Origin of the sequence: Capnocytophaga bilenii, assembly GCF_017565765.1 — a bacterium.
Lineage (GTDB): Bacteria > Bacteroidota > Bacteroidia > Flavobacteriales > Flavobacteriaceae > Capnocytophaga > Capnocytophaga bilenii.
On the sequence record NZ_JAGDYP010000007.1, the window covers coordinates 104,952 to 127,325 of the forward strand.

20 protein-coding genes are annotated in these 22,374 nt (G+C 37.2%); 3 read left to right on the forward strand and 17 right to left on the reverse strand.

The genetic code is table 11. From position 1 onward, the window contains the following. Positions 1-30 precede the first annotated feature (30 nt). From J4N46_RS09615 to J4N46_RS09625, 3 genes are read right to left on the reverse strand one after another with little or no spacing between them, the layout of a single operon-like run. Positions 31-354, reverse strand: a complete 324-nt coding sequence (locus J4N46_RS09615) for a translation initiation factor (RefSeq protein ID WP_009415772.1) — start codon at positions 352-354, stop codon at positions 31-33. After that, complete coding sequence (locus J4N46_RS09620) at positions 355-1,857, reverse strand: DUF4270 domain-containing protein (protein ID WP_208059114.1); 1,503 nt, start codon at positions 1,855-1,857, stop codon at positions 355-357. Positions 1,858-1,868: 11 nt separating this feature from the next. Further along, on the reverse strand, positions 1,869-2,678 hold the full coding sequence (locus tag J4N46_RS09625) for a glycogen/starch synthase (protein ID WP_208059115.1): 810 nt from the start codon (positions 2,676-2,678) through the stop codon (positions 1,869-1,871). A gap of 108 nt (positions 2,679-2,786) precedes the next feature. Between J4N46_RS09625 and panC the strand changes: the two genes are divergently transcribed. Further along, positions 2,787-3,629: a pantoate--beta-alanine ligase gene (gene panC, locus J4N46_RS09630; RefSeq protein ID WP_208059116.1), complete on the forward strand. Its 843-nt coding sequence runs from the start codon at positions 2,787-2,789 to the stop codon at positions 3,627-3,629. Positions 3,630-3,719: 90 nt separating this feature from the next. On the opposite strand, the gene J4N46_RS09635 is transcribed toward panC, so the two are convergent. The 14 genes from J4N46_RS09635 to J4N46_RS09700 all read right to left on the reverse strand — a co-directional run bounded on the left by J4N46_RS09635 (position 3,720) and on the right by J4N46_RS09700 (position 19,044). After that, positions 3,720-4,349 carry a rhodanese-like domain-containing protein gene (locus J4N46_RS09635; RefSeq protein WP_208059117.1) on the reverse strand — a complete coding sequence of 210 codons (630 nt, stop codon included), beginning with the start codon at positions 4,347-4,349 and terminating at the stop codon, positions 3,720-3,722. A 74-nt stretch (positions 4,350-4,423) separates the two neighbouring features. Next, the gene (gene glmM, locus J4N46_RS09640) at positions 4,424-5,809 is read right to left on the reverse strand and encodes a phosphoglucosamine mutase (RefSeq protein WP_208059118.1); all 1,386 of its coding nucleotides are present in this window, start codon (positions 5,807-5,809) and stop codon (positions 4,424-4,426) included. 158 nt (positions 5,810-5,967) lie between these two features. Further along, positions 5,968-6,825 (reverse strand): DUF445 domain-containing protein, encoded by an 858-nt coding sequence (locus tag J4N46_RS09645; RefSeq protein ID WP_208059119.1) that lies wholly within the window; start codon positions 6,823-6,825, stop codon positions 5,968-5,970. 145 nt (positions 6,826-6,970) lie between these two features. Then, positions 6,971-7,318 carry a DUF2853 family protein gene (locus J4N46_RS09650; protein ID WP_009415763.1) on the reverse strand — a complete coding sequence of 116 codons (348 nt, stop codon included), beginning with the start codon at positions 7,316-7,318 and terminating at the stop codon, positions 6,971-6,973. A 38-nt stretch (positions 7,319-7,356) separates the two neighbouring features. Then, entirely contained in the window at positions 7,357-9,030 is a 1,674-nt protein-coding gene (gene menD, locus J4N46_RS09655; RefSeq protein WP_208059120.1) for a 2-succinyl-5-enolpyruvyl-6-hydroxy-3-cyclohexene-1-carboxylic-acid synthase, read from the reverse strand. Next, a complete protein-coding gene (gene ppk1, locus J4N46_RS09660) occupies positions 9,031-11,133 on the reverse strand; it encodes a polyphosphate kinase 1 (protein WP_208059121.1) in 2,103 nt (700 codons plus the stop codon). Further along, the gene (locus tag J4N46_RS09665) at positions 11,133-12,425 is read right to left on the reverse strand and encodes an ABC transporter permease (protein WP_208059122.1); all 1,293 of its coding nucleotides are present in this window, start codon (positions 12,423-12,425) and stop codon (positions 11,133-11,135) included. The genes ppk1 and J4N46_RS09665 overlap by 1 nt, the downstream gene beginning before the upstream one ends. Positions 12,426-12,437: 12 nt before the next feature. Then, entirely contained in the window at positions 12,438-13,361 is a 924-nt protein-coding gene (locus J4N46_RS09670) for an ABC transporter ATP-binding protein (RefSeq protein ID WP_208059123.1), read from the reverse strand. A gap of 40 nt (positions 13,362-13,401) precedes the next feature. Next, positions 13,402-15,243, reverse strand: a complete 1,842-nt coding sequence (glmS, locus tag J4N46_RS09675; protein ID WP_208059124.1) for a glutamine--fructose-6-phosphate transaminase (isomerizing) — start codon at positions 15,241-15,243, stop codon at positions 13,402-13,404. A gap of 98 nt (positions 15,244-15,341) precedes the next feature. After that, entirely contained in the window at positions 15,342-15,794 is a 453-nt protein-coding gene (coaD, locus tag J4N46_RS09680; protein ID WP_009415757.1) for a pantetheine-phosphate adenylyltransferase, read from the reverse strand. 33 nt (positions 15,795-15,827) lie between these two features. Further along, positions 15,828-16,424: a Uma2 family endonuclease gene (locus tag J4N46_RS09685; RefSeq protein WP_208059125.1), complete on the reverse strand. Its 597-nt coding sequence runs from the start codon at positions 16,422-16,424 to the stop codon at positions 15,828-15,830. An 11-nt stretch (positions 16,425-16,435) separates the two neighbouring features. Next, positions 16,436-17,413: a D-alanine--D-alanine ligase gene (locus J4N46_RS09690; RefSeq protein ID WP_208059126.1), complete on the reverse strand. Its 978-nt coding sequence runs from the start codon at positions 17,411-17,413 to the stop codon at positions 16,436-16,438. 19 nt (positions 17,414-17,432) lie between these two features. Continuing rightward, positions 17,433-18,092: a hypothetical protein gene (locus J4N46_RS09695; protein ID WP_208059127.1), complete on the reverse strand. Its 660-nt coding sequence runs from the start codon at positions 18,090-18,092 to the stop codon at positions 17,433-17,435. Positions 18,093-18,096: 4 nt separating this feature from the next. Beyond that, on the reverse strand, positions 18,097-19,044 hold the full coding sequence (locus J4N46_RS09700; RefSeq protein ID WP_208059128.1) for a glycoside hydrolase family 19 protein: 948 nt from the start codon (positions 19,042-19,044) through the stop codon (positions 18,097-18,099). A gap of 376 nt (positions 19,045-19,420) precedes the next feature. Here J4N46_RS09700 and J4N46_RS09705 point away from each other — a divergent pair, with 376 nt between their 5' ends. Together J4N46_RS09705 and J4N46_RS09710 are read left to right on the forward strand one after the other, a co-directional pair. Beyond that, positions 19,421-20,263, forward strand: a complete 843-nt coding sequence (locus tag J4N46_RS09705) for an HmuY family protein (protein ID WP_208059129.1) — start codon at positions 19,421-19,423, stop codon at positions 20,261-20,263. Positions 20,264-20,382: 119 nt separating this feature from the next. Beyond that, the gene (locus J4N46_RS09710) at positions 20,383-22,314 is read left to right on the forward strand and encodes a TonB-dependent receptor plug domain-containing protein (RefSeq protein ID WP_208059130.1); all 1,932 of its coding nucleotides are present in this window, start codon (positions 20,383-20,385) and stop codon (positions 22,312-22,314) included. The last annotated feature ends 60 nt before the right edge of the window (positions 22,315-22,374 follow it).

Sequence of the window (22,374 nt, forward strand, 5' to 3'; positions counted from 1 at the left end):
TATCAATTATTAATTTGTTTATTGATTAGTTTATCCTCCCACTCGTTTCACTTTAAAGCCTTTTGCTTTTAAGTAATCCATAATCTTATCACGATAATCTCCTTGTATGATAATCGTTTCATCTTTAGTGCTCCCCCCTACCCCTAAATGAATCTTTAGCTCTTTGGCTAAAATTTTAAAATCATTATCAGCACCGTTATAGCCTTCTATAATAGTTACGGGCTTCCCTTTACGCTTTTCATACTTACAAAGCAGCGGTTCGTCTTGCAACCATACATTAGAAGATTCTTCTTGAGGTTCTTCCTCTTCTATATGGTCGGGAAAAAGCGCTTTTAGCTGACTTCTAATATCCATCTACTTTACTTTTGTATAATGAATAATAAGTTTTGCATCGGTAATTACAGTGCCAAGAGGTGTTACAACACTTGTTTGAGGTACTTTACCTATTTGGCTACCTTGTTTATACGCCAATGAATTTGTATTTTTCACATTAGAAGCTACTGCAATAGCCAATGGTTCATTCACAGCATTATTATTATTGATAAGGTTCATTAAATGATTCGTAATCCTTACTCTATAATATGCCCCTTTATTATTCTCTTTGTGTAATTTGCTCAAGTGAACAAGTTCAGAATACGCTGATGTTTGTCCGTTAGCAGTAGGGTCAAAATTGTAATCAATAAGTGTAGTACCCGATGCAGCTTTGTATATAAATAAACGTTCAGGTTCTTTTTTATAAGTAACACTTTGGTCTACTGAAAGAATAATACTTGCATCGGTAATCATCATTTTTTCATTTTTCATTCGGGCAATATCACCTGCCGCAATAGTGAGGCTAATTGTGCTACCCATAGCCCCTCCTAAATAGAATTTATTAGGAGCATTTAGCTGGCTACCAGATTGATTTATCAAGTTCATTGCTACACCTTTTAGTGGCATATCAAAGCGTTTTTTGCTAAGTGCTGTAGTACCACTATAGGTATAAACTACTTCTATTTTGGCAGCACTCAAATCCATTAGCATCATTACCTCGTCCGATAAGTCGTTAAGGCTAATAGCAATACCTTTAAAGTATCTTTTAAATCTTTCTGAAGAAGAGAGCTCAGTACTACCTTCTTTGTCTATAATTTTTTGTTGGAAGAATGAAGCGTCCAACGGCACTCGCAAACCAGGTGCTTGTATGTCATACTGTTTAGTAGTAGTGCTCAGTGTTTTAGCATCAAACTGATAACGCACCATAGGTTTGTTATCTATAGTTATTGCTGCGTTGGTTGCAGGAGTGATAACATTGCCTATGTGGCTACTCACATCACTATCATTACTATAATATACCTTAGATTTCAAGTCGGTATCGATATCACTAAGGTAGTAGTTAAGTTCATTTACAGCTACTTTAAATGAGGCATTTTTATTGCCATAGATAGAGTCTAACTGATATTCAGTATCTTTTTGGTAATTAGGTTCTTTTAGTAAGCTATTAGGAGTATAAAAAGGGAGGTACAGATAAGCCTCTGTTACTGTTTCACGTTCGTTTTTGTTAGTTCTTACCTCGTCTGCTTGTGAAGTTGCCCCAAAAGTAGGGTTAGCAGCCGATAAATCCACCTGAGCCACAATAGTAACTGATTTAGTACCAAAAGGAACTTGGGTGTATTTACCTAACAAATAGCCTCCCAATCCATTAGTTTGTACCGCAGTTTGGTTTATTTGTTCTACCGAAATAGTAGGGGTAAATACATTTGTTAGATAATTAGGTTCTTTGAGAAGTGCATTATCTAATTCATTAAATGAATTGTCAGAACAAGCACCTAAAGACATAAGTGCTATGGCTAAAAATAGTAATTTATAAATTTTATTCATTCAGTTATTTCTTATTTCTTTAATATTTTGGTATAAAAAGTACGGTATGACTCTTGAAAATTTTCTTTATCGCTGTTGTAAAGTACAGGTTTTCGCAAGTTTTTAAGGTATGTTTGGAAATCCTCAGGTATTTGCTCACTCACCACAATCACACCATCAGAATGCTTGATAGCGATACGCATCAGGTTGTGATAAGTAGGATTCTTTAAAGGTTCTATTGTTTTTTTGCTAATACCATCAAAAGCTACTTTATTGATAAGAGTGTTATCTAAGCTACCCTCAAAATCAGGATCGGTAACTGAGGTAATAATCTTACTTTCAGAAAAAATGGGTTCATCTTTGTAATAAGTACGCAAATATAGCGGCAAAAGCGTTGATACCCAGCCGTGTATATGAATAACATCGGGTAGCCAATTCAGTTTCTTAACAGTCTCTACAATCCCTTTTGCAAAGAAAATACAACGCTCGTCATTATCGGGATACATATTACCTTCTTCATCAAAAAGTGTGCCTGTACGATGAAAATAGTCATCATTATCAATAAAATATACCTGAATACGCTCTTTGGGGATAGAGGCGACTTTGATAATAAGCGGTACATCTATATCATTGATAACTATATTGATACCTGATAGCCTGATTACCTCGTGCAACTGGTGTCTACGCTCGTTTATATTGCCAAATTTAGGCATAAAAATGCGTATTTGCCCCCCATTAGCATTTACCATTCTCGGTGCTTCAAACGACAAATTAGCTAACTCACTATAAGGCGAATACGGCAAAACCTCTGATGAAACGTACAGCACTTTTTTATCTTTCATAAAAGTATTTTTATGTTTTAAAATCGCTTAGAAAGCACAAAAGTACAAAAAAATATGTACATATCCACAAAAAATATATAAGTTTGCACCCAAAAACTTTTTATACCTATGATTTATACACAACAAAAAGCACTGCATTTAGCTATAGAAACCCTTAAAAATCAAGGGAAAACGATAGGTTTAGTACCTACTATGGGCGCACTTCACAAGGGGCATTTATCGCTGATAAAAAAAGCAATTGAAGAGAATGACACAGTTGTAGTAAGTATTTTTGTGAACCCTACACAGTTTAACAATCCTACTGATTTGCAACGATACCCACGCACTTTAGATGCCGATACGGCACTCATTGCTACCGTTGATAAAAATGTAATTGTTTTTGCACCCGAAGTAACTGACATTTACGGAAATGATGTTGCTGCTCAGCATTTTGATTTTGGCAATTTAGACAAGGTAATGGAAGGTGCTTCCCGTCCAGGACACTTCGATGGCGTAGGCACTATTGTTAAGAAGTTGTTTGAAATTGTAATGCCTACTCGTGCTTATTTTGGCGAAAAGGATTACCAACAGCTGCTTATCATCAAAAAAATGGTACAACAAACAGGCTTGCCTGTTACGATTGTTCCTTGTCCTATAGTGCGCAATGAAGAAGGTTTAGCTCTTAGTTCGCGCAATGCTTTATTAAGTCCTGCAATGAGAGAACGTGCTACTTTTATCTATCGCACTTTATTGGCTGCTAAAGAGCGTTTTGCTACAGATAGCCCTACAGCGGTAGAAGCGTGGGTAAATGATATTTTTGCTAAAGAAACTGATTTTCAGTTGGAATACTTTACAATTACAGATGCCGATACCCTATTACATATCACTCAGAAAGAAGAAGGTAAAAACTACCGTGCTTTTATAGTAGTACACGCCGAAGGGGTAAGATTAATTGATAATATTAGTCTTTAATGATTAGTTGTTAGTCTTTAGTGTTTAGTCGTTGGTATATACCACAATCTAACGACTAAAGGCTAAGGACTAACGACTATTATTTAAGTTCTAATCAGCTAATTGTTTGGTTATTATAAATATATTTTCTTTTTGTACACCTATTACTTCGTGTTCTACTTCTACAGGTATTTGATAAGTATCGAGGTCTTTAAGTATTATTTCTTCACCATTGATAAGGAAACGAACCTCCCCTTTTACCATAATAAGGGTTGCAGGCACATCGGTAGTATGTTTTTTGAGGATTGCACCTTCGCCTAAGGCTACAGCTACTTGCCTAATACTCTTACCATCTTTTACAAAATAGGTAGTTTGCCTATCGTTGCGAAAGGTAAGTTCATCGGCTAAATTCACTTTCTGCAATGATTGTATATGAGCTGCTGTTTTGCCATTTACGGCAGCAATTCCGTTTTTCTTCAAAATATCTTGTGCTTTGCCTGCACGAATACCACGCCTACAGAAAAGTACTATATTTTCTTTACCTTTGAGCTGGTTGAGCTGCTTTTCAAGCTGTTCCAAGGGAATATTGATAGCACCTTCTACTGTACCATTAGCAAATTCTTCGGGAGTACGTACATCTACAAAAGTTACATTTTTAGCATTAATACGTTCAGCTAATGTTTGTGCTTTCACTCCCACTATTGCCAATAATAGCAATAGCAACGTAATTGAATATTTCATATTATTTAAAATTCTCCAATAATTTGTTATATATCTTCCTTTTATTTTAATGTAAAATTTCAAAACTAAACTTATTAGCTAATAGCTTTCATTTCTTCTATAAAGCGCAAGGCAAGTTCATCAGCTTCTGCTTGTGTTTTAGCCTCAGTATAAATACGTATGATAGGCTCGGTATTAGATTTTCGCAAGTGTACCCAGCTATGTGGAAAATCTATTTTAAGTCCATCAATAGTAGTTGTTTTTTCATAGGCATATTTTTCTTGCATCACTTGTAGGACATGCTCGGGGTCAAGCCCTTGTGTAAGCTCTATTTTGTTCTTGCTCATATAGTACGAAGGATAGGTTTTGCGCAAGGCACTTACTGTAGTATTAGTTTCAGTAAGCAATGCCAAAAAGAGTGCTACACCTACTAAACCATCACGCCCATAATGCAACTCAGGATAGATAATTCCTCCATTACCTTCACCACCAATGATAGCGTCTACTTTTTTCATTTTAGCTACCACATTCACTTCGCCTACAGCAGCTGCTGCATAAGGCACATTGTATTTTTCAGCTAAATCACGCAAAGCTCGCGATGAAGATAAATTAGACACTACCGCGCCTCGCTGCTTGCTAAGTATATAATCAGCACAAGCTACCAAAGTATATTCCTCGCCAAACATTTCACCTTCTTCGGTAATAATAGCCAACCGATCCACATCGGGGTCTACAACAATACCCAAATCAGCTTTTTCGGCAACTACTTTCTGGCATATATCGGTGAGGTGTTCTTTAAGAGGTTCTGGATTATGAGGAAAATGCCCTGTAGGCTCGCAGTACAAAGGCACTACTTCAGCCCCTAATCGCTCTAAAAGCATTGGGATAGCAATTCCGCCGGTAGAATTAACGGCATCAACTACTATCTTAAACTTCTTAGTGCGAATCGCTTCGATTGTTGAAAGCGGTAATAGCGAAAGTGCCGCATCTATATGGCGTTGTATGTAACTATCGTTATAGCTTAGTTTTCCCAACTCATCTACCTCAGCAAATACAATCTCATTGCTTTCAGCTATTTGTAATATCTCCTCTCCTTCTTCTGCATTGAGGAACTCACCCAAATGATTTAGCAATTTAAGAGCATTCCATTGTTTAGGATTATGGCTTGCTGTAATAATAATGCCCCCATCAGCTTGTTCCACAGTTACCGCTACTTCTACCGTAGGGGTTGTACTCAAACCAACATCCAATACATTAATACCCAACCCTATAAGTGTATTTTGCACTAAGTTCTGTACCATTTCGCCCGATAAACGCGCATCACGTCCTATTACTACTTTTATGTTTTTTTTACTGCGATGGTTTTTAAGCCAAGTGCCATAAGCTGCCGCAAATTTAACAGCATCGATAGGAGTTAGATTTTCATCGGGAATACCTCCTATAGTTCCACGAATTCCTGAAATAGATTTTATTAATGACATTTTGTATTGATTTCTATATTATTGCTGCAAAGGTAATGCTTTTTTTTAAATTAAGCTATAAGGTTTTCAAAGTTTTTTGAAGGAAAATTTGAGGCTAAAAGCCATCATTTGGTATTCTGTTCGCTTTTGTTTTTGTAAAAATCAGGTGTAAATAGCCATTACAAGAATTGGGTGAACGTGTAAATTAGCAGCCCCACCAAACCTCCTACTAAAGTACCGTTAATACGAATAAACTGTAGGTCTTTACCCACTTCCAATTCCAATTTTTCACTAAGAGCTCTCCCCTCCCAATTAGTAATAGTTGAACTAATAAGAGTACTTACTTCTGTTCTATTTTTAAGCACAAATTGATAAGCCATTTTCTGAACCCATTTATTCATTTTGTGTTGCAATGCTTCATTAGTTTTTAATTGATGTATGAGCTTTTCAACTGTATTATTTAGCTCTGTAGGGTCGTTAGCGAGAGTTATAATGTAGTTATTAAGCCCTTCGGTTACTTTTTTAGCAATAGTTTGTGCTATAAAAGTAGGGATTATTGGTGGAAATTGACTAATAATATGGGTTTCTATCGTATTTTTATGGTTATCTACCAATTTTTTTAGCAATTGTGAAGCATTATCAGTAATAAAGCTCTTATTTTTATCATTAGAGAGCCAATTGATAAGAAAAGATGCTATATTAATATTAGTAATATAAGGACGTATTTGCTGGGGTGTTAAGAAGTTATCAACAACAAATACTCCGAGGTTATCCCCTATGTCTTTTTTTCGCTGTTCAATGAGGTTTGTATGCGGAATATTAATATTTAAAGGTTTTCTAAAAAGAGCCGTTACAGCAAACCAGTCGGCAAGTGCTCCAACCATAGCGGCTTCGGTAAATGCTTTTATATAGCCTAAAAATGAAAGTTGAGGGTGCGATTTTAGTAAAAATACCACTGTTATATAAATACATAACATCAGCAGTAATAAGCCTGTAGCAATATTCTTATGATGTTGTAACTTCTTCTGTTTGTTCATATTATTTTGTATTGAATGGGCAAATGTACAAAATAAAAATCAGATAAATAAAAAGTTAGAAAAGGTTTAGTGCAAAGAACAAGAAAAATACAAAAATAATAAGCTGCTCAAAAAATGAACAGCTTATTGTTGTTTTCCTTTAAAATTATTTATTGTAAACGCTTTCTTTTTTGAAGTGTTTAGCTAATAAATAATATACCACCGCACGATGTTTGTTTCTGTTAGACCTACCGTATTTTTCAATAACAGCATCAATAGCTTTGTCTAATTCAGGACTATCGGTTAGACCTAATTTCTTAATCAAGAAGTTTTGTTTCACACGGTCTAATTCAGTTTGGTCAGAGCCTGATACTTTTGAAGCGTCATCGTTATAAATTGAGGGACCTAAACCTACAGTTACCTTAGTTAGGAACTCAACATCAGGGTTTGCCTCACCACATTTTTCTTTTAAATCTTGGGTGTAGACAGCAATTAAATCATCACGTTTGCTCATATTTTTATAATGTTTTACGTTTTATGGGGTAAAAGTAATCATTTTTTTAGAAACTCAAAATATTTTAACAAAACTTTATCGTTTAGAGTTCTTTCGGTGGTAAGTTCTAATAGTTTAGGTTTCTCAGTATTTTGGTAGAAAGATTGCAGATTATTTTGTAATTCTTCTATATTAGTAGCTTTTTGATAAGAAATATCAAACATCTTGCAAAAATGTTCCGCAGTTAAATTATGAGGGGTTTCAAAATAATATTCAAAATTAGGGTCGGTTTTATCACCTGGTAATATCCTGAATATTCCGCCTCCTTGATTGTTGATAAGAATGATGCGGAAGTAGGGTGGAATGTATTTATTCCACAAAGCATTGCTGTCATACAAAAAACTCAAATCGCCAGTAATGAGCAATGTAGGTTTTTGGCTACCTACAGCTGCTCCTATAGCCGTAGAAGTACTGCCATCAATACCACTAGTACCTCGATTGCAGTAAACGCGCCACGAAGGCTGCGAAGGCATTAGCTGGGCATAACGTATGGCAGAGCTGTTACTTATCTGTACTACATAATCATTCGGAATGCTTGCAAACACTTCAGCATATACTTTGAAATCTGAAAAAGGCGTTTCGGCTAAATATGTATAGTGTTTTTGGGTGATTTGTTGTTGCACTTCAAGCCATTGTTGTTGATACGTAGAGGGGACTTGCAAAAGCTGTTGTGTAGCTTGGGCAAAGAACTGATTGACAGTAATAGGGAATGAATGAGTAAGGCAATAATAAGAATCATATGCCTTGTACAAATCTATATTGTAATGGTATTGTGGCTGATAAGTACGCAAAAATTGCTTTATTTTCTTAGAAACTACCAATCCACCAAAAGTAAGCAACAAATCGGGTTGTAGAGCTTCTTTCAGCGAAGGGTCTTTCTCGGTATAAGTAAGCAATTTATCTATATAAGGCACAAAATTAGGATGGTAAAGGTTGGACGTTGTTTCAGTAAGTACCAACACTGATGGGTCATTAGCAAGATGCTCTACAATAGCTTTTTCTATACTATTAGGTGCTAATACACCTACTAATACCATTTTTTTAGAGGACTGATTCCAACGAGTTATAAAATCATTATATGCCTGCTCATTTATATGAGGGGTAATAGTTTCTGAAGGGACATTCTCAAAGGGAAATAACTCTTCAGTAGTGAGGTAAAGTGGCTCTTCAAAAGGGGCATTAATATGTACCGGAGCTTGCTGTTCTACAGCCGTATTCAGTGCTTTATTAAGCTCATAGAAGTTACTTTTATCACTATAAGTTTCATCAGAAAGATTAGCATTATAAACAGTATGGTTTGCTAATACATTTGCCTGACGAATAGTTTGCCCATCGCCTATATCTATTTTGTGTGAAGGGCGATCAGCCGAGATAACTACAAGCGGAATGTTACTATAAAAAGCCTCAGCTACAGCAGGATAGTAGTTCAACAACGCCGATCCAGAAGTGCATACTACTGCCACTGGTGTATTTAATTGTTGGGCTAGTCCTAAAGCAAAAAATGCAGCACTGCGCTCATCTACTATACTATAACAAGTGAAATAAGTATTATTAGCAAAACCTATTGTTAAAGGAGCATTACGCGAACCTGGTGATATTACTATGTGCTTTATCTCTTTAGCCTTACAAGCTTCAATAATGTGTTGTGCGAGTTTAATCTGCGGTCTTTTCATTTATTCAGTAACTTTATTTTTTGCAAGGTAGTAATCGTAAAGAGCTACTTGCGAGCGTAATAGCGGCTTGTTGTTATGTTTGTAAGTATTGTTTTGAGCCTGATTGATAATACGAGCTTTCACATTATCAGCCCAGCTAATTTCAAAAGTATCTATAAGCTCTTGTTTTATATTTTCATCGTAAATAGGGCAGCCTACTTCCACACGAAAAGAAATATTGCGAGTCATCCAGTCGGCTGATGATATATATACTTTAGGATTACCATCATTGGCGAAAATAAACAAACGAGGGTGCTCTAAGAATTTATCAACAATACTAATAACTTCTATATTTTCACTCATTCCTTCAATACCAGGTACTAAGCAGCAAATACCACGTACTATCATTTGTATTTTCACTCCTGCCCTACTCGCCTCATAAAGTTTATCTATCATCTTATAGTTGGTGATATTATTCATTTTCAGCTTTATATAGGCTTTTTTACCAGCTTTAGCATTCTTAATTTCATCGTCTATAAGTTGTTTTAAATTCTTTTTGGTATAGTGTGGCGATACGATAAGGTGCTTGTATTTCTGTATATTATAGTTTGTTTCAAGAAAATTAAACACTTTATTCACTTCTTTGAGTATATCCTGATTGGCAGTAAAAAGCGTATAATCGGTATATACTTTGGCAGTACTTTCGTTGAAGTTTCCCGTACTGATAAAGCCGTAACGCTTGATGTCCTTACCTTCTTTTCGCTCTATAACGCATATTTTGGTATGCACTTTTAGTCCGCGTACTCCAAAAATAAGCTTTACCCCTTCAGTTTTTAGCTGTTCGGCATATTTAATATTAGATTGTTCATCAAAACGAGCTTGTAATTCTATTTGTACAGTTACTTTCTTACCATTTTTCACCGCATTGATGAGTGAATTAACCACTTGCGAATTTTTCGCCAAGCGGTAAATGGTTATCTTCACCGATTTCACCTTAGGATCAAGGGCAGCTTCACGCAAAAACCACACAATATTAGAAAAAGTGTGATAGGGAGTAAATTGCAAATAATCTTTTTCTGCTATTTTTTTCAAAAGACTTCCCTCTTGAGTAAGCCCTTTTACAGGTAGGGGATGTATGGGAGCATAGGTAAGGTCGGTACGCCCCATACTAGGAAAATTCATATAATCGCGCCTATTATGATACCTACCACCAGGGATAATACTATCACTGCTAACAATTCCCATCTTGTCAAAAAGAAATTGCAGGGTGTCATCAGCTATCATTTTGTCGTACACAAAGCGTACTGGAGTACCTTTACGCCTATCTTCTACCCCTGTAGAGATTTTCTCTATAAAGCTTTTGCTAAGGTCGTCATCTATATCCAACTCGGCATCACGAGTGATTTTTATCATATTAGCAGAAAGCGACTCATAATTGAAAATATTAAATATTTTGTGCAAACAAAAACGAATAATATCATCTATCATAATAATGTAGTGCTTGCCCTCCAGAGTAGGAAGCTCTACAAAACGGTCTAAAGTAGTAGGAAGCTCAATTAAAGCATATTGTATTTTTTCTTTATAAGCTCTTGAAGAGAAGAATTTTTGTACTCCTGAAGTTTTATTGTCCTCTTTTAGGATCATTTTCACAGCCAAATAAGCAATATCATCTTTCAGCTGCGGAAATTTATCTAAATCATTCAATATAATCGTAAATAAAGCAGGGCGTACCTTATCGTAGAAGTAATTATTTACAAACTCTTCGTGAGCAGGCAAAAGTGTTTGTTCATTTACAATAAATATCTGTTCTTTCTCTAACTTCTTAGTAATATTATCAATAATCTGCAAGCTCCTATCCTGCATTTGTATTACCTCTTTGGTAATCTCCTCAAGTAATTCTTTGGCGTGTATGCCAAGTTCTTTACTGGCATTTTCGTCATTTATCAATCGTTTTACGGTAGCGTAGCGCACCTTGAAAAACTCATCTAAGTTATTAGAGAAAATACCTGCAAAACGCAAACGCTCAAGCAGGGGCACTCGCTCATCGGCTGCCTCTTGTAACACCCTTCCGTTGAAGTGTAACCAACTCAGTTCCCTATTGATATAGAGGTTTTTATTTTGCATCATCCGTTTGTTTTAAGCCATTTCCACACTTCTTTATAGCTTGCTTTCTTGCCATACATCAAGATACCTATACGATATATTTTAGCTGATAGCTTGATTACCATAAAGAAGGTTAAATAAAGTATTAGTAGTGATATGAGTATTTCCCACCACGCTACGCCAAAAGGAATACGCATCAGCATCACTACGGGTGAAGTGAAAGGTATATACGAAAATACTACCGATACAGTACCGTGCGTTTGCTCCATTACCGAGAACATACCTACATAAACCGCCAACATCAGTGGGGTAATTACAGGCAAGAGAAACTGTTGGGTATCAGTTTCATTATCTACCATAGCCCCTATCATTGCATAAAGTGAACTGTACAGCAAGTAGCCCCCTACAAAGAAAAGTATAAAAAGTACAAAAGTTTCCAATAGCGGGAATTGATAGATAGCCGTTAGCACTTCTTGTATTTTAGCAGTATCAGGAGATTGTAAGGCTTCGGTAGTAGTGCCTGTCATAGGCATATCAAAAAATGTAGGAAGCAAGGCAAATAATACACCTGTAAATACAATCCATATGAAGGCTTGGGTGAGCCCTGCCAATGAAGTACCTAATATCTTGCCCAACATCAAATCAAAGGGTTTTACCGATGAAATAATTATCTCAATAATACGATTATTCTTCTCCTCTATCACACTGCGCATTATCATATTGCCATACATTATGATAAACATAAAGATAAGATAACCTGCCGACATTCCCAAAATAGACTTTACCAAAGTGCCCCATTCTGAAGTTTTCTCACCTGTAAAGTTTTGCAATTGCAACGATACTCGCACTTTAGCACTTTCTATTTCCTGCTGATTAATATTTTTTTCAGTAAGATTATACTGAAACAAAGTTTTCTCAAGCACTGATAACATAGCATTGGTAAGTGAAAGTGCAGGTGTTTCTTCGGTATAAAAAGTAACTTGCTGATACCAATTAGGAGTATTTTTAGGAGGAATGTACAGCAATCCGTAGTTTCCTTTTTCAAGTACCTCCTTTTTAGCCGTTAGCAAGTCGGTATTTTGCAAATAATGGTAGTGTACCTCATCGGTATTGGTAAAAGCAGTTGCGAAGATATGACTTTCATCAATAATAGCAATGTTTTTCACCTCACTTTTATTTATATTTACAAGCCAGCCTATAAGTAGTATAAAAGCTACCATTATCAGCGGACTTACGAATGTCATTATAATGAATGATTTATTGCGTATTTTATTGAGGTACTCTCTTTGAGTAATAATTCTTAAAAACTTCATAGTACATAAACATTAGTGGGTTTCACAAGCCGAAATAAATATTTCATCAACAGTAGGGATATTCTCCACAAAATGGGTTATTTCTCCTTTTGTAGTCAAATACTGCAACAATTCATTCACCGTTTGTGTCTCTTTTTTCTTGATATTGATTTTCAGCTCATCATACAAACTCTTAAAGTGTGCTTCTTTCACCTCAAAATGAGTTTTAAGCTCTTCTAATATCGCAGTTTTTTGAGTATCGGCGAGCTTTAAGCCCACATCATAGGAGTTATTTTTGTAAGTACGCTTAATATCGGTGAGCTTGCCATCTAATATCTTTTGAGATTTATTGATAAGTGCTATATGGTCGCAAAGTTCCTCTACTGATTCCATTCGGTGAGTAGAGAAGATAACCGTAGCCCCCTGATCGCGCAGATAGAGTATTTCATCTTTGATAATATTGGCATTGATAGGGTCGAAACCACTAAAAGGCTCATCAAAAATAAGCAATTTAGGCTGGTGAAGCACCGTAACCATAAATTGTATTTTCTGAGCCATTCCTTTAGATAATTCTTGTATCTTTTTATTCCACCAGTCGCCTATCTCTAAGCGTTCAAACCAAAACTTGAGTTGTTTTTTAGCTTCTTCTTTAGGGAGTCCTTTCAGTTGTGCCAAATAAAGTGCTTGTTCACCTACTTTCATCGTTTTATACAAGCCACGTTCTTCAGGTAAATAGCCTATTTGAGCTGTATGTTTAGGCTGCAAAGGCTCGCCATCAAAGAACACACGCCCTGCATCGGGCATTACAATTTGGTTGATGATGCGGATAAGAGATGTCTTACCCGCACCATTAGGACCTAATAAACCGAATATACTACCACGAGGCACTTCCAGCGAAACATCGTTCAGGGCAGTATAATCACCATATTTCTTATAAATGTTTTCAGTTCTAAGCACTTTTTTTAATGTTTAATGATTAATGTTTAGCATATCTCCCCTACTCTACTGTTACCGATTTTGCTAAATTTCGGGGTTGATCTACATTACAACCACGCTTGATAGCTATATAATACGACAACAATTGTAACGGAATAGAAGCCAATATAGGAGTGAGCGCCTCGCTTATTTCGGGTATTTCAATTACGTGATTTGCCAAGCCAGCCATTTGGGTATCACCTTTAGTTACCACCGCTACAATCCTACCTTTACGCGCTTTTATTTCTTGTGCATTTGATACTACCTTGTCATAGTGTCCTTTAGAAGGCGCAATAAATATAACAGGCATATTTTCATCAATAAGCGCAATAGGACCGTGCTTCATTTCGGCAGCAGGATAACCTTCGGCGTGAATGTACGATATTTCTTTTAGTTTCAACGCCCCCTCTAAAGCAGTAGGGAAGTTGAATCCACGCCCTAAGTACAAACAATTCGTTGCTGTTTTGAAAGTATCGGCGATTGCTTCTATTTTAGGATTTACCTCTTTCAATGTACTTTCTATCAATTCAGGTATTTGTTCCAACTCGTTGCACAACTGATGATACATTTTATTGCTAAGCGTACCTTTCCTATGACCTAAGTGCAAAGCTATAAGCGTAAGCACAGTAAGCTGAGTAGTAAAAGCTTTGGTAGAAGCTACCCCTATTTCAGGTCCTGCGTGCGTATAAGTACCCGAATCGGTAACACGAGCTATAGATGAGCCCACCACATTGCAAATACCATAAATAAAGGCACCTTTTTCTTTAGCTAATTTCAAAGCCGCCAATGTATCGGCAGTTTCACCTGATTGTGAAATAGCAATTACGATATCGCCGCGCTCAATGATAGGATTGCGGTAGCGGAACTCAGAAGCATACTCCACTTCTACAGGAATACGTGCATACTCTTCCAACAAATATTCACCCACCAAACCAGCGTGCCAAGAAGTACCACACGCCACTATAATAATACGTTTGGCGTTTAAGAACGTTTCTATATGTCTATCTATACCCGAAAGCTTGGTAGTGCCATCGGGCAATAAGCGCCCGCGCATTGTATTTTGTATAGATTTAGGTTGCTCGTAAATTTCTTTCAGCATAAAGTGTTCGTAGCCTCCTTTTTCAATAGCTTCAAGGCTCAGCTTAAGCTCTTGTACAAAAGGATTTACCTCTTTGTTACTATTAATTTTCACAACCTTTAGCGGACGCTCTAAGTGAATAGTAGCCATTTCGCCATCCTCCAAATACACCGCATTTTGTGTATATTCAATAAAAGGGGTAGCGTCTGAAGCTATAAAGAATTCATCAGCACCAATACCTATTACCAAGGGGCTACCCAAGCGAGCTACTACTATTTCTTCAGGTTTTCCCTCTTCCATTACAGCAATAGCAAAAGCACCAATTACCTCGCTAAGCGCATAGCGCACAGCAGTTTCTAAATCAACATTTTGTTTTTCTTTGAAGTATTCTATAAAGTTTACCAGCACCTCAGTATCGGTGTCAGAATAAAACTTAAATCCCTCTTTTATAAGGTTTTGTTTGATGCTTTCGTAGTTTTCTATAATACCATTATGCACTATAGCGATTTTCCCCGACTGTGAGCGGTGCGGGTGCGAATTTACATCGTTGGGTACCCCGTGAGTAGCCCAGCGAGTATGCCCCATACCGCAGCCGTAATTAGGTACATTACTACCTGCTTTAGTTACCAAATCGGCTACTTTTCCTTTTGTTTTTTCGCCGTGAAAAGTTTCGGCATTCAATATGAAGCCAGCGCTGTCATATCCTCTATATTCCAAACGTTTTAATCCATCTATAATGATAGGAAAGGCAGAACGTTTACCTAAATAGCCTACAATACCACACATTGTTAGTTGTTATTTTTAAGATTTTTAATTGATTGCAAAATTACAAAATAATTCCAAATTATGCAAATATAGTTTTTACTTTTTCTCGCCCTAATGGATTATACTCTTACGCTTTCGGGCACTAATACTTTATAATCACCATTGTTGCGAATTACATCGCGCACTATAGAAGACGAGATAAACGAAGTACGAGCTGCTGTAAGCAAGAAAACCGTTTCTATTTTGGACAATTTGCGATTGGTGTGAGCAATTGCCTTTTCAAACTCAAAATCGGCTGGATTGCGCAAACCACGCAATATAAACTGAGCTCCAATTTCTTTACAATAATCTACTGTAAGACCTTGGTAGGTAGTAACCTTCACTTTAGGTTCGCCGGCAAAAGCTTTTTCTATAAATTCTTTGCGTTGTTCTACGGAGAACATATAGTTTTTATCGCCATTTACGCCTATAGCGACAACAATTTCATCAAATAAATCTAAGGCACGTGTGATAATATCTTGATGCCCTAAGGTAATAGGGTCAAACGACCCAGGAAATAATGCTCTTTTCAATGATTAATTATTAATGATTATTCTAACAATTCATTACTTTTTAGCGAATACCTCGGCAGTACTGATTTCTAAATCGGGGAATTTTACTGAGGTTACGGTTTTACCCATCGCTACAGGTTTTTGAATAACATACTGCCCCTCTTTCAGCACATTAACCCATACGGCTTCGTGCTCTGGGTCTACTATCCAATATTCGGCAACTCCAGCTTCTTCATAAATACGAAACTTATTGTCTAACTCTTTTTGTGAATTACCTGGTGAAAGTATCTCAACTACTAAATCGGGGGCTCCTAAGCAGCCGCGACTGTCTATTTTTTCGGGGTCGCATATTACACAAATATCGGGTTGCAGCACTGTGAGAATTTCTTCATCTTTTTCATTTTTACGAGGAATACGTACATCAAAGGGGGCGTGAAATAGTTCACACTTTTTCCCTTCAAAATAGGCATAAAATTTGACAAACAACAGCCCTGATATACGTTGATGTACGGGTGAGGGGGCTGCCATTTTAAAGATTTTTCCTTTTAGCAGTTCTACGCGTTCTTGGAATTTCCACATTAGATAATCGGCATAGCGATAAATGCCGTTTACAAGGTCTAAATCGTTTATATTGGTAACTACTGCACTCATCTGTAATTTTGTTATTTGTTAATTACTCGTTCTATTTCGCTTTCAAACAAAGCTTCTAAGCTGATGCCCGCTACTTTAGCTTGTTGAGGAAGCAAACTTGTTTCGGTAAGCCCAGGGGTGGTATTCATTTCCAACAAATAAGGCGTATCGTCTACAATAATAAATTCACTACGGCTAAAGCCTTCCATTTTTAGCAATCGGTATACGCGTTCTGCCAATGTGTTGATTTTATCAGTCATTTCAGGAGAAAGACGAGCAGGTGTAATCTCTTTTGATTTACCTAAATATTTTGCTTCATAATCAAAAAAGTCATTTTCGGATATGATTTCGGTCATTGGTAACACCTTTGTTTCGCCCTTATAGTTAATTACCCCTATTGATACTTCGGTACCATTTAAAAATCCTTCTATAAGTATTTCATCATCTACCTGAAAAGCTTTCTCAATAGCCTCTGGTATTTTGTCTTCGTCATAGACTTTATACGTTCCTAAGCTACTTCCTGATTTATTGGCTTTCACAAAACAAGGTAAGCCCAATTTAGCCACTATATCGGCAGTATTGTAATCTTCTCCTTTATTGAGATAGTAAGAAGGTGCAGAAAGTATACCAAAAGGCTTCAGTACCGACAACATATCGCGCTTATTAAACGTAAGAGCTGAAGCGTACATACTGCAACCTGTGAGTGGCAAACCTATCAACTTGAAATACGCCTGCAGATAACCATCTTCACCAGGGGTGCCGTGAATAGCATTGAACACGGCTGCAAACTTAATTTTTTCACCCTTTATAGTAAGCGAAAAATCATTTTTATCAATATCGTATTCATTTCCTTGTTCATCAGTATACACCCACCTCACCTTATCGATACGGATAAGGTAAGGGGTGTATTTTTCTTTGTTGAGATGGGCAGCCACTACGCTACCACTTTTCAAGGAGACTTCAGCTTCACCTGAAAAACCTCCCATTATTACGGCTATATTTTTTTTCATTTGTTTAATATTTTTGTTTTTAATAACAATCTCCTTCATAAAAACTATTCCATCGTATGCGTTCATTGGTAACATCATAGCAATGGGTAGTATCAATACAATATTGGGGGTGTTGTTTATCGGTATGTTTGAGTGTTTCGGTAGAAACTACACGCCACTGCCCATTTACATAGGCAACATTGATATTTTTTGTATCTAAAGTGCTATTGGTAACCGAAACAATCTTCAGGTACTGCGGACTGGCAGGACTGCATTGCGAAGAAGCATTTTGGTAAATAGTAGTAAACTCACCCTGTTTTAGCACAGGGTAAGCTATATCGGCAATATTGAAAACTAACTCAGTAATTTTTTGGTAGTTACCATTTTCGTTTATAAAGATTTTGTACAGATAATCAGGTTCTTGGTTCATTTCGGTACGAGAATATTCCCAAGCCCTTTCCCAATTATTTACATCTTCGGCACTACCAAAAACAGAGTCATTTACCATTATTTGCCGTGTTACCAAAAATTCCTCTTTTTGCTCATCGCCTTTTACATCTATCAAATAATATACCGAATCACGTTCGTAATTTACTACAGGAGGTTCTTTTGCGAGTTTTTCGAGTTCTTTTTCGCGAGAAACGTTGTTATTACAAGCTATAACAAACAGCAGAGCGAAAATAAAGCCTATTTTTTTCATTGTCTTAATGATGATTTGCTGAGAAATTCATCACTTCTTTAAAAATTTTTGTATAATATTCTCTTTCGGGAAGCCCATTCGTTCCCCCATTAATTTTAACACTTACAGCTCGTACGTCATCTTTATCAGCCAGAGCATTCAAGTTGTTTTTATTCCAAAACCAGCCTGCACAATCTACGGCATAATGGATATTAGTAGCCAATTGTGGAGCGAATTGTCGTACCTGCTGCATCACACTTTCCAATTTGAGGGCATCGTTTTTCAGAGTAGGATCGTTTTTTATTCTACTGATATAATCATACACACCCTCGCCTATTTTGTTTTTATAGAGCTTGCTATGAGCTGTATCATTTACAGCATCGTAGTAAGCCAAATAGTTATAGTCATTAGTGAGGTGTATAAGTCCTCGTCCTAAGAAATCGGCACCACCTTTATAGCCAGCGGCACGTGCTCCTGCATCTTCATAAGCCTTAGTAAAGCGGAAAGTCTCTAAATAACACTGAGCCAAAAAGTGAATTTTTCTGACACAAGTATTGATGCCATATTTGCTGAAAGCTGCGTTGAGCTCTTTGGCGAAAGCGGCATAATCGGGTTGTGGTGACATTTTTTCATTGGTATTATTATGAAAAAGGTTGTCTTTAAACAGGGTATAGTCGCTTTTGTTTTGCACGTAGAACACGGGAGTAGTTCCTGCATCTACGGTAATTTTTGTGCCTTTTTGTAGCGAATAATAGTCGGCAGCCCCATATTTTATTACCAATTCGCCTTTGTAGGTATAAATTGGATTTTTTTGGTAGTTGGGGTACTTTTTGTGGAAAGCAGCTATTTCCGAAGGTGGAAAGCTACTCAAAAATTGTTTTTGAGCCACTACGTTGCTTTTCTCTCTCACATTTTTGATAATGTTTTTCAGGTCTTCAGCCGAAAAGTCGGCATTACAATAACATTTGTTCATAATATCAATTAGTTTTAAAAATTAGAGTTTTAGAGGTATGATTGTATGGATTGATATTCGGTGCAAATATACAAAATAATTTTGAATTTTGAGTTATGAATTTTGAATTATTATCCTTCGGTGCGAGCCGCACAGGCTTTTATCCTTCGCTCATCCTTCGCTGAACCTTCGCTCATCGTTTGGTGAGGGAGAATAAATGATAACATTCCCCCCTGCCCCCCTTTCAAAAGGGGGGATGCGTAATCATACTTTTAAAAACTCTTTGGAAATAAGTGGAAAAGTGGGTGGAATTGGCGGGATAAAAACATTATTAAAATTATTTTGCGTATTTCTAAATAAGTTGTATCTTTGCGCCATTAATTCTAAAAGAAATATTATGAAGTTACGTTTTGTTACCGCTGCTTTATTAGCAGGAATGACGTTGCTAACTGTGGGTTGCAACAAAGAGAAAAATGAACCTGAAACCCCTACTGATCCTTATCTTGGTTACAAAAACCTTGATGTGAAAGCAGGAAACGTTAAAGAAATAGCTAATTTAAAAGCTAACACTGATGGAGAGTGGGTGTACTACTCTTTGACAAAAGGAGTGGTAGAAGTAACGACCGCTACGCCTACCGTTAGCAATTGGGATGTAGCTTTTAGCCGCTACCACGTAAAGACCAATAGCGGTACTTCGGGCAAGGGACAAGGAGGAGCTGTAAAAACAGCTGAAACAGACCTTAGCAAAGTAGCTACTGCTTCGGTTACTGCCTCTTATACCGTTGATAAACTATTAAATGTTTCTTCTTTTGGTGGCGGAAAACCAGGTCAATCAAGAATTTCGGCTTCGCCTATTTTTGAAATAGGACACGGAGAAGGCTTTTGGAGTATGGTGAAAGGAGGAATACTAAAACAAGCTGCTGAAAAGTTTGCTGAGAAAACAGTACCTAATTTTAAAAACCTTCCTGATGCACAAAAAGAAACAATAGTGAACGGACTTATACCAACCTTAGAACAAAATATTAAACCTTCATTAGTACACGATAACGGTTGGCTTACTATGGATTACGCTCAAGGTGCTGTAGCTCCTACTTACAAATACAACAACTGGGTGTATGAAATAAAAACGCACGATGGTAAGTTTGCTAAAATACAGCTTACTGACTATAAGAACCAAAAAAACCAAACAGGGTATGTAACCTTTAAATACGCTCTTGCTAAAGAAGACGGCAAATACTAAACCGTCATTTTACACAAGATAAAACTCCCTTTGAAAAGGTAGCATTAGCTTATAACTACAAATGGCTCACTATCTTTGCAAAGGGATTTTTTATGTTTTAATATATTTTTTAGGTTTATATGAGGTGTTTTTATATTACATTTTTACTAACAGTTTGGGGTACAGCAGCTTGTTGGGCACAAGATGAGGGTGAGAAAGAAATTGTGCTAAAAGAGGTAGTAGTAACTGCTACACGAGCTGCAAAAAACCTTAAAGATGTACCCATAACAGTACAAGTAATTACGGCTGAGGATATTCGCAAATCACAGGCTACGAACTTTCAGTCGTTTTTAGAAAGTGAGTTTGCTGGGATTAACTTCACCTATGATGGAGGTATGCCCAACATCAATATGCTGGGTTTTGGGGGTAAATACGTGCTATTCCTGATGGATGGCGAGCGTATGGCAGGCGAGACCTTTGATAATATTGATTATAACCGCATAGATTTGGACAATATAGAGCGTATTGAGATTATAAAAGGGGCATCGTCATCGCTTTACGGCTCGAATGCCTTAGGAGGGGTGATAAATATTATTACCAAAGAGGCTAAAAAAGCTTTTGAGGGGAACTTAAGCTATCTTTACGACACGAGCCACAACTATAAAACCAATGTGGGAATAGGCACAAAACTGCGCTGGGGAAGCATACGGCTCACTTCATTTTACAACTTTAGAGCACCTTATGTGCTGAAAGATACCGAACCACTCATCAGTTACAAAAATGGAGTGCCCGTAGCAGGAGCCGTCTCGACACTGCCCATTGCAGGCTTTACCAATTACGGTATTACGCCTAAAGTAAGCGTAAAGCTATTGCCCAAAACAGAGCTTAGCCTCACCCCCAACTACTACTTTAGCGAACGCAATAGAGGAGATAACGAACGGGTATTAGACCGTTATTACAACTATGCACTATCGGGGAAGGTTACTACAGACTTCAGTGAAACGCAAAAACTGAGTTTGTCGGGGGCTTTTGACCGTTACGACAAACTTTACTACTATAAATTGCTAAACGAGGAAGAAAAGAACTACGAAAATACCATTTGGCGCGGTGCAGGGCAATACAACCTAACGATAGCAGGGAAACATTCGGTAGTGGCTGGTGCTGAAGTATTGCAAGATGAGCTGTTGAGTTTTCGTTTCAACGATGCAGGTACTGCACTTAGGAAAAATGCTGAGAACTATACCCTTTTCACACAACAAGAGTGGAAACTTCTGCCTGATTTTACCTTAGTAACAGGGGGGCGTGTGGATTATCATTCGTTATTCAAGGCACATTTTACTTATCGGTTATCGGGGTTGCTAAAAGTAGAAAAGTTTAGTTTTAGGGGAGGTTTTTCCACCGGATTTAGGTCGCCTACGCTCAAGGAGCTTTTTACCAATTGGTTTCACCCTTGGGGAGGCGGTTTTCAGATTATGGGTAACCAGCACTTGAAGCCAGAAACGAGTAGAAATTTCAACTTTTCAGTAGATTACGACACGCCCAAGCTAAATGTTACGGCAATGACACAGCTATCGTCTGTAAGAGAAAAGATAGGATTTAGGTGGACAGCTTCATCGGATTCTATACGTTACGTAAATTTTTCGGGTGATACACGCATTATAAGTTCGGAGCTATCGGCTACCTATCGCCCTCATAAGGCTGTGAGGCTAAAAGGCTCATATGCTTATTATTACACAGCTAAAAATATGGACGAGAACCGTCCGTACACTTTTACTGTGAAAGGGGAATACATACCCCCTTATGGGGCTAAATACGTGCCTAATGTGGTGCTTAGTGGTAAATACGTAAGTGCTGCGAAAGTGTATGATGCAAGCAATGTGACTGAGGAGGTTTATACGCGTTATGAGCCTTATAGTATATGGAACTTACAACTATTCAGCAAACTGCCTTATCATTTTACGGTAAGTGCTGGCGTGGATAATCTGCTGGGGTATGTGGCTAAGAGTACGAGTTTTTATTCGAGTATTACCCCAGGTCGTACTTATTTGATAGGGCTGAAATGGGGGTATTAGTTTTTAGTTATTAGTAGGCAGGTGATGTGTAAGAGGAAAAAAGTTTATGTAATTTTGGTA

Bases quoted from the DNA above. Each gene is read 5' to 3' on its own strand.
- panC (WP_208059116.1), top strand. From the start codon at position 2,787: ATGATTTATACACAACAAAAAGCACTGCATTTAGCTATAGAAACCCTT.
- J4N46_RS09665 (WP_208059122.1), bottom strand. From the start codon at position 12,425: ATGAAGTTTTTAAGAATTATTACTCAAAGAGAGTACCTCAATAAAATA.
- J4N46_RS09695 (WP_208059127.1), bottom strand. From the start codon at position 18,092: ATGAAAAAAATAGGCTTTATTTTCGCTCTGCTGTTTGTTATAGCTTGT.
- J4N46_RS09650 (WP_009415763.1), bottom strand. From the start codon at position 7,318: ATGAGCAAACGTGATGATTTAATTGCTGTCTACACCCAAGATTTAAAA.
- J4N46_RS09705 (WP_208059129.1), top strand. From the start codon at position 19,421: ATGAAGTTACGTTTTGTTACCGCTGCTTTATTAGCAGGAATGACGTTG.
- J4N46_RS09615 (WP_009415772.1), bottom strand. From the start codon at position 354: ATGGATATTAGAAGTCAGCTAAAAGCGCTTTTTCCCGACCATATAGAA.
- J4N46_RS09685 (WP_208059125.1), bottom strand. From the start codon at position 16,424: ATGAGTGCAGTAGTTACCAATATAAACGATTTAGACCTTGTAAACGGC.
- glmS (WP_208059124.1), bottom strand. From the start codon at position 15,243: ATGTGTGGTATTGTAGGCTATTTAGGTAAACGTTCTGCCTTTCCTATC.
- menD (WP_208059120.1), bottom strand. From the start codon at position 9,030: ATGAAAAGACCGCAGATTAAACTCGCACAACACATTATTGAAGCTTGT.
- J4N46_RS09620 (WP_208059114.1), bottom strand. From the start codon at position 1,857: ATGAATAAAATTTATAAATTACTATTTTTAGCCATAGCACTTATGTCT.
- J4N46_RS09690 (WP_208059126.1), bottom strand. From the start codon at position 17,413: ATGAAAAAAAATATAGCCGTAATAATGGGAGGTTTTTCAGGTGAAGCT.
- J4N46_RS09710 (WP_208059130.1), top strand. From the start codon at position 20,383: ATGAGGTGTTTTTATATTACATTTTTACTAACAGTTTGGGGTACAGCA.
- J4N46_RS09625 (WP_208059115.1), bottom strand. From the start codon at position 2,678: ATGAAAGATAAAAAAGTGCTGTACGTTTCATCAGAGGTTTTGCCGTAT.
- J4N46_RS09645 (WP_208059119.1), bottom strand. From the start codon at position 6,825: ATGAACAAACAGAAGAAGTTACAACATCATAAGAATATTGCTACAGGC.
- J4N46_RS09635 (WP_208059117.1), bottom strand. From the start codon at position 4,349: ATGAAATATTCAATTACGTTGCTATTGCTATTATTGGCAATAGTGGGA.
- J4N46_RS09700 (WP_208059128.1), bottom strand. From the start codon at position 19,044: ATGAACAAATGTTATTGTAATGCCGACTTTTCGGCTGAAGACCTGAAA.
- glmM (WP_208059118.1), bottom strand. From the start codon at position 5,809: ATGTCATTAATAAAATCTATTTCAGGAATTCGTGGAACTATAGGAGGT.
- ppk1 (WP_208059121.1), bottom strand. From the start codon at position 11,133: ATGCAAAATAAAAACCTCTATATCAATAGGGAACTGAGTTGGTTACAC.